We start from the raw sequence: 13228 nt of genomic DNA, 5'->3' as shown, positions 1-13228 counted from the left end.
GAATAATAGTAAATAAATCAGCTCCCCGCAATCGGTATAAAATAAAAAAGCCGACCAGTTGGCCGGCTTTTTTATCCCACAACGCACGCCGAAAAAACGCGCGTTTCCCTTTTTTAATTCGTTAGCGCACAAAGGCCATGGCCACGCCGCCGTCCACGTTCAGCACGTTGCCGGTCGACTTCGAGAGCGAGCCGTCGACGAACACCAGCACCGCTTTGGCAATGTCCTCGGCCAGCACTTCCTCGCCGAGCAGGGTGCGCTTGGCGTAGTGGGCGGGCAGGTCTTCCACCGACACGCCGTAGGCCTTGGCGCGGCCGGCCGCCCAGTCGCCTTCCCAGATTTTGCTGCCGCGCAGCACGGCATCGGGGTTCACGGTGTTGACGCGGATTTTGTCGGGGCCCAGCTCGGCCGCGAGCAGGCGCGACATGTGCAGCTGGGCGGCCTTGGCGGTGCCGTAGGCCACGTTGTTGGGGCCGGCCACCAGGCCGTTTTTGCTGGCAATGTTCACCACGTCGCCGCCCAGGCCCTGCTGGCGCTGGATTTCCACCGCGTGCTGGGTCACCAGGAACTGGCCCTTCACCAGCACGTCGTTCAGAATGTCCCAGTCGGCCTGGGTCGTCTCGCTCAGCGGCTTGCTGATGGAGAGGCCGGCGCAGTTCACCACGATGTCGACGCCGCCGAACTGCAGCACCGACTGGCGCAGCGACTCGGCAATGCTCTCGGCGCTGGTCACGTCGATGGGCGCGGTCAGGGCGTTGTCCTTGCCGTACTGCTTGCGCAGCTCGGTCTGGGTTTCGTCCAGCCGGTCGCGGTCGGTAGCCACCACGCAGGCGCCGTTTTGCAGCAGCACTTCGCAGATGGCCTTGCCGATGCCGCCGGTGCCGCCCGTCACGTAGGCCACCTGGCCCGAGAGGCTCTTGGGCTTGGGCATGCGCTGCAGCTTGGCTTCTTCCAGCAGCCAGTACTCGATGTCGAAGGCTTCCTGCTCGGGCAGGCCCTGGTACTCCGATACGGCCTCCGCGCCCTTCATCACGTTGATGGCGTTGGTGTAGAACTCGGCAGCCACGCGGGCGGTCTGCTTGTCCTTGGCGAAGGTGAACATGCCCACGCCGGGCCACAGAATCACCACCGGGTTCGGGTCGCGGCGGGCGGGCGAGTTGGCGTGCTTGCTGCGCTCGTAGTAGGCGGTGTAGTCTTGGCGGTAGGCCTCAAACTGCTCCTGCAGGTACTCCTTCACCGCCGGCAGCGGCTGGTGCATCTGGGCCGGATCGAGGACGAGCGGGCGGATTTTGGTGCGCAGGAAGTGGTCGGGGCAGCTGGTGCCCAGGCGCGCCAGGCGCGGCAGGTCGTTGGAATTCACAAACTCCAGCACGCGCGCATCATCCGTGTAGTGGCCGAGCATGCGGCGGTGGCCCGAGGCCAGCCCGCGCAGGGTGGGCATTACGGCGGCGGCCTGCTGGCGGCGCTGGGTGGCATCCAGCGTCTGCTCCTGCTTCACGCCGCCGAAAACGGGGCGCTTCTTACCGTAGTTTTCTTCGAGGTAAGCCGCGGCCTGCTCGATGACTTCCAGCGTATTGATATAGGAGTCGTAGCTGGTGTCGCCCCAGGTGAAGAGGCCGTGGCCGCCGAGGATGACGCCGCGCAGGCCGGGGTTGTTCTTGACGGTTTCCTCCAGCTGCAGGCCGAGGTCGAAGCCCGGACGCTGCCAAGGCAGCCAGGCCATGGTGTCGCCCCAGATGTCCTTCATGATCTGCTCGCCGTCCTTGCTGGCGGCAATGGCAATCAGCGCGTCGGGGTGCAGGTGGTCGATGTGCTTGAAGGGCAGCAGGCCGTGCAGCGGGGTATCGATGCTGGGCGCGGCGCACTTGGGGTCAAACAGGCAGTGGTCGAACAAGGCCACCATCTCGTCTTCGAACGCCAGGCCGCGGTAGCGCTGCTTCAGGGCGTGCAGCTTTTCCACGTAGAGGTTGGCGCAGCCGGCCTTGGTGAGCGTGCCGATGTCGCCGCCCGAGCCCTTCACCCACATGACCTCCACCGGCTGGCCGGTAACGGGGTCGGTTTCGGTGATTTTGCAGGAAGTATTGCCGCCGGCGTAGTTGGTCAGGCGCAGGTCGGCGCCCAGCAGGTTCGAGCGGTACAGGAACAGGGCTACTTCGTCGCCGGCCAGCTGGGCGGCCTTGGCCTCGTCCCACAGGTAGCTGACGTGCTGGAAGGTGAGCGTTTTTTCCATAGTGCGCCTTGGTTGAAATGTCGCGGAGAAGGGTAAGGGAATTAGCTTTAGCACAAAGTACGTCCCTGCCCCGGCCGTCTACATCCTGCACTCTCCTGCTCGCGGCAAAAAATAGCGGGCCGTGGGCAAGCAAGTTAGCGTCGGTGAGTAAGCATTTACTCGGGGGTCAGGAGGGAGCAGGAGAGTTCCGGCTATTTTTAGGAGCAGATTTGCTCATTACCGATTCTCAACATCACCACCGAACTATGGCCGTCCTCTGGGGAGTCATTCTGCACGCACTGGGAGGCTTTGCCTCGGGCAGCTTCTACCTGCCCTACAAAAAAGTGAAGGGCTGGGCCTGGGAAAGCTACTGGCTGGTGGGCGGCATTGTCTCCTGGCTGATTGCGCCCATCGTGCTGGGCCTGGCCACCGTGTCGGACCTGTTTCAGGTGTTGGGGCAGGCTTCGGGCTCCGATCTGGGCTGGGTGTACTTCTGGGGCGCCATGTGGGGCCTGGGCGGGCTCACCTTCGGGCTGGCCATGCGCTACTTGGGCCTCTCGCTGGGCATGGCCGTCACGCTGGGCCTGTGCGCGGTGTTCGGCACGGTGGTGCCCCCGCTCTGGAAAAGCGAGTTTGCCCAGCTGCTGGGCACGCCCTCGGGCCGCATGATTCTGATTGGCCTGGCCGTGTGCGTGCTGGGCATCCTGATCTGCGGGGTGGCGGGCATGATGAAGGAAAAGTCCTTGTCGACCGAGCAGAAGCAGGCCAGCATTGCCGAATTCGACCTGCGCAAGGGCCTGCTGGTGGCCGTCTTCTCGGGCGTGATGTCGGCCTGCATGTCCTTCGGCCTCGACGCGGGCCAGGGCATTGCCGACCTGGCCGTGCAGCACGGCACCGACCCGCTGTATAAGAACAACGCCATTCTGGTGGTGGTGCTGCTCGGCGGGCTGACCACCAACGGCCTCTGGTGCCTCTACCTGAACTTCAAGAACAAGACCTTCTCCGACTACACCAACGTGTCGGCCCCGGTGGCGCGCAACATCTTCTTCTGCGCCCTGGCCGGCCTGACGTGGTACCTGCAGTTCTTCTTCTACGGCATGGGCGACACCCAACTCGGCGAGTACCGCTTCTCGGGCTGGACGCTGCACATGGCGTTTATCATCACCTTCAGCTCGTTGTGGGGCCTGTACCTGCACGAGTGGCGCGGCGCCAACCGCCCCACCATGCGCACGGTGGCCATCGGCATTCTGGCGGTGGTCTTCTCCACGGTCATCGTGGGCTACGGCAACTACCTCGGCTCGGAGAAGCCGGCGCAGGAAGCGCAAGTTCCGGAAACCAGTCAGTCCCAGGCCCGTACCAGTACCGACGCGCCTTCGATGCTGGCCCGGCAATAAGGCGCTGGGCACTTTTTTAGAATACACGTTCCGATTACCCTGAGTGAGTGAAGCAAAAGAGGTCGGCCCGGCAGGGGCCGACCTCCTTTGTTTTCAGGGGTCGGGCGTGGCCTCGTCCCGCCAGCCCGACAACGGAAGTTCTTGGCGGTTTAGCGGGCCCGCAGGCGGTGCAAGCGCCGCCAGCTGCGGCAGGCCAACAGCTTGATGCGCCACGGCCAGTGCTTCCAGTTGACGTTAAACCGCTGGCCGTTCACCGCGAAAGGAGGCACCGCTACCAAGACGTGAAGCGGCGGGTAACCTTCCTGCTCATGAAACAGATTCACCGTATCCCGCCGCAGCCGGCGGTCAATGAACAACTCCAGAGCGGTGCGGTGCCGGCTGGCTTGGCAAACGGAGATGTTGATGTAAACGGGCACCTGCTCTGCCACCCATAACCGCTGTACTACCTCGGCCAGCGTAAACCGCTGGCCTATCTCGCGTTTTCGGTCTAGAAAACGGGCTAGTTCCAATGCACTTGGGTAAGGAGCCAATTCACTTAAATTATCCGGCTGAATGAGGAAATCTAAGTAGTCGGACAGTCGGTTTACGCAACGTGTCCGGGTAAGCACGAGGGCGCGGTGCGCTGCAGCGGCTAAGTGGCGCTGGAAATCGGCCCGGGCCATGTGGGGTAGGGGATGATGCGCGCAGGTAAGGAACTAGAAGCGCCAAGAGGCTACTTAAGGCAGGGAAAGGCCATAATACCGTGCGCCGGCTCTGCCTAGGCGTCTCGGGCCAAGTGTACGGGGCAAGCCAGCAAGGTGGCGCTCCAGGCCTGTAACGGCCATGTTAAGCCTAGCAGGCCTTCGGGTACTCTCCTGCCCGGGGCGGGCAGCGGGGCAAAAATTTCGGTTTTGCGATGTTTGACGGCGGTAATCCGGCGTGGGTTGCCGCAAACGTTTGGGGAAAATCGGGGAGTGACGGCAGAAAAACGGGGCTGGGACTAAGCAAGGCTGGTGAGTGCTTGCTTACTATCCAGCAGTCTACAGGACAGTTTGGGTGGAGTGGGCCGATAGTTTGGCCTTCAGAATCAGACGTCTTCCCACTCTTTTTCACTCATAGGTCATGAAGAAATTTTACAATTGGCACCGGTACCAGCCCGCGGCCGCGCTGACGCTGCTGCTGCTGACCGCGCCGGGCGTGGCGCCCCTCGCCGCCCACGCCACCGAGGCCATGGCCCCCGAGTGGCAACTCACGGGCCGCGTCGTATCGAGCAAGGGCGAGGGCCTGCCCGGGGTGACGGTGGCCCTGAAAGGCACCACCCGCGGCGTCACCACCGGCATCGACGGCAGCTTCGCGCTGGCCGTGCCCGAAACGGCCGGCACGCTGGTGTTCAGCTTCGTGGGCTTCCAGACGGTGGAGCGCCCCTTCAGCGGCACGCAGAGCTTCGACATCACCCTGCAGGACGACACCAAGGCCCTGGAGGAAGTGGTGGTGGTGGGCTACGGCACCCAGAAGCGCAGCGACGTGACCGGCGCCATTGCCACCCTCGACGCCACCAAGCTGGAGGAGCGCCCCATCACCCGCGTCGATCAGGCGCTGGTGGGGCAGCTGGCTGGCGTGCAGGTGCAGCAGAACACCGGCCTGCCCGGCCGCGGCTTCAACATTCAGGTGCGCGGCAACGGCTCCATCACGGCCAACAACCAGCCGCTGTACGTCATCGACGGCTTTCCGCTCGAGGGCACCTCGCCCAACGGCAACGGCAACTTCGCCACCGGCTCGCCGCTCGACAACATCAACCCCAACGACATTCAGTCGATTGAGGTGCTGAAGGATGCCGCCGCGGCCGCCATCTACGGCTCGCGCGCCGCCAACGGGGTGGTGTTGGTGACGACCAAGCGCGGCAAGACCGGCAAGCCCCAGATCAGCTTCAACACCTACGCCGGCATCTCGCAGCAGGCCACGCGCCTGGATTTGCTTTCGGCCGAGGAGTGGGTGGAGCGCTCCACCCAGATCATCAACAGCGCCTGGGAGCGGTCGGGCACCGGCCGCTCGGCCAGCCAGGACAACGCCACCCGCCGCCAGATCATCAACAGCACCCGCCTGCCCAACGGCAGCCTGCCCACCCCGCTCGGCCCGAACGACTACAACCCGGCGCTGATGCCGGACGAGCGGTGGGCCATTCCGGGGCACCCGGGCCTGGATTACCTCGACTGGCAGGACGCCATTTTCCGCACCGGCAAGATTCAGAACTACCAGGTGTCGGCCAGCGGGGCTACCAACAACGTCAACTACTTCCTCTCCGGCAACTACACCAACCAGGAGGGCATCGTCATCGGCGTCGACTACAAGCGCTACTCGGCCCGCGCCAACGTGGAAGTAAAGGCCTCGGACAAACTTAAGTTCGGCCTGAACATGACCCCGACCTACTCCGTCTCGCGCGACCCGGGCGTGGAGGGCAAGGACAACCTGGCCCAGAAATTCATCACCATGGTGCCGGTGGCCGAGTCCTCGGCCGGCCTTTACACCAACTACGGCGAAAACGACCGGTACCTCTGGGCCGGCACCAGCATCAGCCCGGTGGGCGAGCTGCAGAACCGCCAGCAGCGCACCACCACCTTCCGCTCCCTGAGCTCGGTGTACAGCGAGTACGAGCTGGTGAAAAACCTGCGCGCCCGCGTCTCCTTGAACCTGGACAACACCGACGCGCGCTCCAAGTCCTACATTCCGAACTCGCGGCTGGTGGGCTCGGGCGCCACGGGCACCTACAGTGGCTACCGCAAGCAGGCCTTCGTGAACGAAAACACGCTGACCTACGCCAACGTCATTGCCGACCGGCACGACATCTCGGCGCTGGCCGGCTACAGCTACAACTTCTTCAAGACCGAGACGGACAAGCTCCGCTCGTCGGGGGGCTTCGTGAACAGCGCCGTGACCACGCTGAACGGGGCCACCAACATCACCGGCACCGCCGACAACGGCACCTCGGAGACGCAGAACGTGCTCGTCTCGTACTTCGGCCGCCTGCAGTACGCCTACATGGGCAAGTACCTGCTCACGGCCAGCGTGCGCCGCGACGGCTCGTCCCGCTTCGGCGACGAGCGTCGCTGGGGCGTGTTCCCGGCCGCCTCGGTGGGCTGGCGCATCTCGCAGGAGCCGTTTATGCAGAACGTGACCCCCGTGAGCGACCTGAAGCTGCGCGGCTCCTTCGGCATGTCGGGCAACAACGGCATCGGCGACTACAGCTCCATTGCCACGCTGGGCATCTACAACTACTCGTTCGGCGGGGCGCTGGCCACCGGGCAGGCCCCCAACAAGGCCCCCAACGGCCTGCTGCAGTGGGAAAAGTCGCGCACCTTCGACGTGGGCCTGGACTTCGGCCTGCTCAAGAACCGCGTGTACGCCTCGCTGGACTACTACACCAAAACCAGCCAGGACCTGCTGCTGAACGTGCCGCGCGTCAGCGCCTCGGGCTACGAGTCGCAGCTGGTCAACATCGGGGAGGTGCAGAACCGCGGCTGGGAAGTGGAGCTCAAAACCCGCAACCTGGCCAGCGGCGGCTTTGAGTGGAACACCTCGCTGAACTTCGCCCACAACCAGAACGAGGTGAAACACCTCGGCCCGGGCGACGCGACCATCGAAATTCCCTCGCCCTACGGGGCCAGCAGCACCCTGCTGATGGTAGGCCAGCCGATGTACGTGTTTTACGCCATTAAGCAGACCGGCATCCTGACCCAGGCCGACGTGGACGGCGGGGCGCCCATCATTCAGGGCGAAACCGTGGGCGACCCGAAATACCACGATGCCAACGGCGACGGGGTCATCACCGACCAGGACCGCGTCATCATCGGCCGGCCCAGCCCGAAGTATACCTGGGGCGTGACCAACACCTTCAGCTGGAAGGGCTTCGACCTGAACGTGCTGGTGCAGGGCCAGAACGGCGGCCAGCTCTACTCGCTCATCGGCCGCGCCATCGACAACAGCGGCATGGGCTACAACCAGAACGTGCTCGGCACCCAGCGCGACCGGTGGATCAGCCCGGAAGAGCCCGGCGCGGGCCTGCGCGGCAAGTCCAACATCAACTTCTCGCCCCTGAAGAGCGACTCCTGGCTGTACTCCACCAACTACGTGCGGGTGCGCAACATCACCCTGGGCTACAACCTGGGCAACGTCATCAGCAAGCGCGTGGCGCAGGGCGCGCGGGTGTACTTCTCGATGGAGAACTTCTTCGGCCACGACAAGTACACCGGCGGCTACAACGTGGACGCCGTCAACTCCGACACCGGCGGCGGCGGCTTCTCGGTGGGCACCGACTACGGCGGCCTGCCGCTGACCAAATCGATGACCCTGGGCCTGAACGTGACCTTTTAAAAGAAGCCAGGAGATAGAAGCGAGGAGCTAGAATGGAGCTATGACTCATTCACTTCCTGCGCCTCTAGCTCCTGACTCCTAACTCCTGCAAAATCCCATGAAAAAGATATTTCTGCTGCTGGCTGCGGCCGCGCTGCTGACCGCCACGGGCTGCGAAGACCTGAACCAGGCCCCGCTGTCCTCGGGCTCGGTGCCCACGTTCTACAAGTCGGCCGACGACTTCAACCAGGGCCTGAACGCGGCCTACAACAGCCTGCGCGCCTGGCCCGACCGCACGCTGACCATGTCCGAAACCCGCTCCGACAACATTTACGGCGTGTCGGCGCAGGGCATCCGCGTGTGGGAGCCCATCAACAACTTCTCCCTGGGCGTGGTGGCCAACGAATTTCCGGCCGATACCTGGAGCGCCGACTACCTGGCCATTTACCGGGCCAACATCCTGCTCGACCAGCTCGACCAGAACGGCACGGTGCTCACCGACGCCACCCGCAAAAGCTTCGACGCGCAGGCCCGCTTCCTGCGCGCCTTCTTCTACTTCGACCTGGTGCGCTACTTCGGCCGGGTGCCGCTGGTGGACAAGCCCCTGGAGCCCCAGGAAGTGGCCAAGATCGGGCGCACGCCGGTGGCCGACGTCTACAGCCTGATCATCAGCGACCTGCAGACGGCCGCCGCCGCCCTGCCCGCCTCCTACGCCGCCACCGACGTGGGCCGGGCCACCGCGGGCGCGGCCAAGAGCCTGCTGGCGCTGGTGTACATGACGCGCTCGGGCCCGACCTACGGCATTCAGGGCCCCGGCCTGGGCACCAACGACTACGCCACGGCCCTGAACCTGCTCAACGAGGTCATCAACGGCGGGCAGTACCAGCTGATTACGGCCGCCGGCACCTCGCCCAACGCCTACGCCAACGTCTTCTCCTACACCAACGAAAACAACCGCGAGGTGGTCTTCGACGTGCAGTACATCAGCGGCGGGGTGGGCCTGGGCGCCAGCTACCCCTCCATCCTGGTGACCAACAACTACTTCACCTCCATCGGGGTGGGCACCACCTTCGGCACCGGCGACGAGCTGCGGCCGGCTTCCAATAGCCTGCTGAACTCCTACGGCACCGGCGACCTGCGCAAGGCCGTCAACTTCCAGGTGGGCTACACCGCCGGCACGGCCGTCGAGACGCGCGCCGCCTTCAAGAAGTACATCAATGGCACGCTGCGCGGCACCACGCGCACCGACTGGCCCATCAACTTCATTGTGCTGCGCTTCGCCGACGTGCTGCTGCTCAAGGCCGAGTGCCTGCTGCGCACGGGCGACCAGGCCGGGGCCCTGGCCATCGTCAACCAGATCCGCCGCCGGGCCTACGGCCTGCCCATCACCACCCCGAGCACCGCGGCCGACCTGACCTCGCTCACCCTGGACCAGCTGCTGGAGGAGCGCCGCCGCGAGTTTGCCGGCGAAGGCATCCGCTGGCACGACCTGGTGCGCTCGGGCCGCGCCGTCGACGTGATGAACGCCTGGGTAACGGCCGACGACGCGAGCAACCGCATCCGCAAGCCGTTGACGAGCAACGACGTGCTGTACCCGGTGCCCCAGCAGGAGCTGGCCGCTTCGTCGTACGCCTACGAGCAGAATCCCGGCTACAACTAGCCGCCCTTTGACACCTGAGTGAGCCCGGTTTTCGCCTCTGCTGGCGGAAATCGGGCTTCCTATCTTTCGCCCGCCGTTTCTCCTTTTCCCCGGCCAATGGTCGACCCCCAACGCTTCGCTTACCCGTCCGCTTACCGGCTTGTGTGGCCCGGCCGGCACTTGCTGCGCGGCCTGTGCTGCGCCCTCGGGCTGCTGATGGCGGGCGAATTTGCCGCCGCCCAGACGCCCGCGCCCCCGCTCTGGCACGGGCAGCCGCGCACGCTGCGCTACCGCCCCGCCGGCGAGGATTTCGTCATCCGCAACGGCCGGCGGCGCTTCACCCGCGCCCTCTACGGCACCCATACCGCCTTCCGCGTGGAGGCCGGCGACCTGCCCGAGTTTGCCCTCTACCTGCCCGGTATGGGCGGCAACCTGAAATTTGGCCTGGTGGCCGGCGGCCGCAGCAAGTGGCTGATCGAGGCCGACAGCATCGAGGCGCGCTACCGGCCCGGCACCATGCGCTACCGCATTCAGGATGCGCTGCTGGGGCCGCAGGGCCAGCTGCGCCTCACCGTGCTGCCCCTGGCCGACGCCGAGGGCGTGCTGGTGCGGGCCGAGCTGGAGCGCGTGGCGCCCGGCGCGGTGCAGCTGGTGTGGGCCTTCGGCGGGGCCACGGGCCGCAAGTTCAGCCGCGACGGCGACATCGGCGCCGACCCGGAATCCAGCTTTTACCTTAAGCCCGAAAACTGCCAGGGCAACGCCGTCGAGCTGCAGCGCGACGCTTTCACGCTCACGTACGGGCAGCCGCCCAAAAACGCCCCGGCCGGCACGCCCCGGCCGCGCCTGCTGGGCGTGGTGCCGCCGGCCACGGCCCTGCGCGTAGCCGATGCCGCGCAGCAGCCAACCCCGGCGCAGCTGCTGGCCGCCCCGGCGTCGGCCGCGGCGCCGGTACTGGTCGGCCGCCGGCCGGTGCGGGCCGGCGAAACGCTGTACTTCGCGGTGCAGAAAGCGGTGGAGCCCGGCCCGAACGGCGCGCCCCCGGCGCTGCGCTACGCCGATTTGCCGGCGGCCTTTGCGCAGGCCGAAGCGGCCCGGCAGCAGCTGGCCGGCCGGGTGCGGGTGAGCACGCCCGATCCATTTCTGAACACCCTGGGCGGGGCGCTGAGCGTGGCCGCCGACGCCATCTGGGAGGCCCCTTCCTACATGCACGGCGCGGTGGCCTGGCGTATGCGCCTCAACGGCTGGCGCGGCCCCTACGCCGCCGACCCGCTGGGCTGGCACGACCGGGCCCAGCAGCATTTTCGCGCCTACGCCCAGTCGCAGCTCACGCAGCCCGAAATCGGGCCGGTGGTGATGGACACGGCCCTGAACCTGGCCCGCTCGCAGGAAAAGCTGGGCACCAGCGTCTACTCCGAGGGCTACATCAGCCGCAACCCCGGCGGCGACCTGCGCGCCCACCACTACGACATGAACCTGGTGTTCGTGGACGAGCTGCTGCGCCACCTGCGCTGGACCGGCGACCTGAATTTTGCCCGCGAAATGTGGCCGGTGCTGACGCGCCACCTGGCCTGGGAAAAGCGCAACTTCGACCCCGACAACGACGGACTTTACGACGCCTACGCCGCCATCTGGGCTTCCGACGCGCTGCAGTACAGCGGCGGGGCCGTCACGCACTCCTCGGCCTACAACTACCTGGCAAACAACATGGCCGCCGAGCTGGCCGCCCTCATCGGGCAGAACGCGACGCCTTACCAGCAGGAAGCCCGCAAGATCCGGCAGGCGCTGAACACGCGCCTGTGGCTGCCCGAGCAGGGCTGGTACGCCGAGTTTCAGGACGCGCTGGGCCGCCGGGACCTGCACGCGGCGCCGGGCCTCTGGACCGTCTACCACGCCATCGACTCGGAAGTGCCCGACGCGCAGCAGGCCTACCAGGCCCTGCGCTACGCCGATACCGATCTGCCGCGCATTCCGGTGCGGGCCGCGGGCCTTGCCGACGAAGGCTACTACCTGCTGTCGACCACCAACTGGCAGCCCTACGACTGGTCCCTGAACAACGTGGTGCTGGCCGAAAACCTGCACGCCGCGCTGGCCTACTGGCAGGCGGGCCGCGCCCAGGATGGGTTCCGGCTCTGGAAAAGCGCCCTGCTCGAAAGCATGTACCTGGGCAGCAGCCCCGGCAACTTCCAGCAGATCAGCTTCTACGACGCCCACCGCGGCGAGCTGTACCGCGACTTTGCCGACCCCATCGGCGTGGCGGCCCGCTCGTTGGTGGAAGGCCTGTTCGGCCTCCGCCCCGACGCCCTGCACGACACCCTGCTGGTGAAGCCCGGCCTGCCCGCCGCCTGGGATTCGGCCAGTCTGGTGGTGCCCGATGTGACCTTTCGTTTCCGCCGCCAGGGCCAGCGCGAAACCTACCAGCTGGCGCAGCGCTTGCCCAAACGCCTGGCCTTGAAGCTGCAGGTACCCGCCCTGGCCACCGAAGTAGCGGCCGTGACGGTGAACGGGCAGCCCGCCGCCTGGCGCAATCTGGCCGCCGCCGTGGGCCGGCCGGTTATCGAAATCCGCAGCGCGCCGGCCGAGCGGTACGCGGTGGAAATCCAGTGGCGGGGCGCGGCGCCGACATTGCGCGTAGCAGCGGCCGACAGCGCCGCCGCGGTGGCCCGGCAGCCGGGGCGCCGTACCGTATTCGTGCCGCAGAACCAGGGCGCCTTGCGCTGGTGGACGCCGCTGCATGTGGCTCCGCCCGCCGCCCCGGCTGCCGGCAAAACGGCCACGGCCGCGCCGGTTGCCCGGCGTTGGGAAACGCAGGACCTCACGCGCTACTTCAACGACCAGGTGACCAGCATCTTTCAGCCCAACAAGTACCTCGCGCCGCGCCCCCAGGGGCCGACGCTGCAGCTGCCCACCCAGGGCATCGGCAACTGGTGCTACCCGCTCACGCAGGCCGTTATCGACGACAGCGGCCTGCGCCAGCTGGCCGGGGCGCAAAACGAAATCCGTCTGCCCGACGGCGTGCCACTGCGCACGCCCGGCGCGGCGGGGGCGCCGAACGTGCTGTTCGTGTCGCAGTGGAGCAATTACCCCAAGCAGGTCACCGTGCCGCTGAAGGGCCGCGCCGCGCACGCCCGGCTGCTGCTGGCCGGCTCCACCAACCCCATGCAAAGCCAGCTCGACAACGGGGAGGTACTGGTCGAGTACACCGACGGCACCACGGCCCGCCTGGCGCTGCGTAATCCCGACTCGTGGTGGCCCATCGAGCAGGACTACCTCGACGACGGCTTTGCCTTCCGCACCGGCGCGCCCCACCCGCTGCGGGTACACCTGAAAACCGGCCGCATGGTGCCCGGCAGCGAATTCGACCAGTACACCAGCATCAAGGGCTTCAGCACCCGCGCCATCGACGGGGGCGCGGCCACGGTGCTGGAGCTGCCCCTCGACCCGAACAAGAAACTCAAAAGCCTGACGGTGCGCGCCCTGGCCAATGACGTGGTCATCGGCCTGATGAGCGTGACGCTGGCGCGCCTGTAATCCATCAGAACGATGTAGAGACCTGGCGTCTTGTCATTGAACCGTCGGCAATGAATGGCCAACTGCCCCGCTGGAGTTGCACCGACGCGGTAATCACAACCTCAGCAATCGAAGATCAACGCAGCTCACGAT

General features: G+C 66.1%; 6 protein-coding genes. 4 read left to right on the top strand and 2 right to left on the bottom strand.

Annotated features, from left to right (window positions below):
* Positions 1 to 121: 121 nt before the first annotated feature.
* The gene (locus DLM85_RS07330) at positions 122 to 2230 is read right to left on the bottom strand and encodes a bifunctional aldolase/short-chain dehydrogenase (protein ID WP_111477383.1); all 2109 of its coding nucleotides are present in this window, start codon (positions 2228 to 2230) and stop codon (positions 122 to 124) included.
* Positions 2231 to 2475: 245 nt separating this feature from the next.
* Between DLM85_RS07330 and rhaT the strand changes: the two genes are divergently transcribed.
* Positions 2476 to 3603: an L-rhamnose/proton symporter RhaT gene (gene rhaT / locus DLM85_RS07325; RefSeq protein ID WP_111477382.1), complete on the top strand. Its 1128-nt coding sequence runs from the start codon at positions 2476 to 2478 to the stop codon at positions 3601 to 3603.
* A gap of 149 nt (positions 3604 to 3752) precedes the next feature.
* On the opposite strand, the gene DLM85_RS25005 is transcribed toward rhaT, so the two are convergent.
* Positions 3753 to 4265, bottom strand: coding sequence for a hypothetical protein (locus tag DLM85_RS25005; RefSeq protein WP_133256950.1), 513 nt, complete (start codon positions 4263 to 4265; stop codon positions 3753 to 3755).
* Positions 4266 to 4704: 439 nt separating this feature from the next.
* Between DLM85_RS25005 and DLM85_RS07315 the strand changes: the two genes are divergently transcribed.
* The 3 genes from DLM85_RS07315 (at position 4705) to DLM85_RS07305 (ending at position 13096) form a co-directional block, all read left to right on the top strand.
* A complete protein-coding gene (locus DLM85_RS07315) occupies positions 4705 to 7950 on the top strand; it encodes a SusC/RagA family TonB-linked outer membrane protein (protein ID WP_111477380.1) in 3246 nt (1081 codons plus the stop codon).
* A gap of 97 nt (positions 7951 to 8047) precedes the next feature.
* Positions 8048 to 9589: a RagB/SusD family nutrient uptake outer membrane protein gene (locus tag DLM85_RS07310; protein WP_111477379.1), complete on the top strand. Its 1542-nt coding sequence runs from the start codon at positions 8048 to 8050 to the stop codon at positions 9587 to 9589.
* Positions 9590 to 9685: 96 nt separating this feature from the next.
* On the top strand, positions 9686 to 13096 hold the full coding sequence (locus DLM85_RS07305; protein WP_111477378.1) for a DUF4450 domain-containing protein: 3411 nt from the start codon (positions 9686 to 9688) through the stop codon (positions 13094 to 13096).
* The last annotated feature ends 132 nt before the right edge of the window (positions 13097 to 13228 follow it).

Source organism: Hymenobacter edaphi, assembly GCF_003258365.1.
Lineage (GTDB): Bacteria > Bacteroidota > Bacteroidia > Cytophagales > Hymenobacteraceae > Solirubrum > Solirubrum edaphi.
This window is presented reverse-complemented; position numbering and strand designations above follow the sequence as displayed.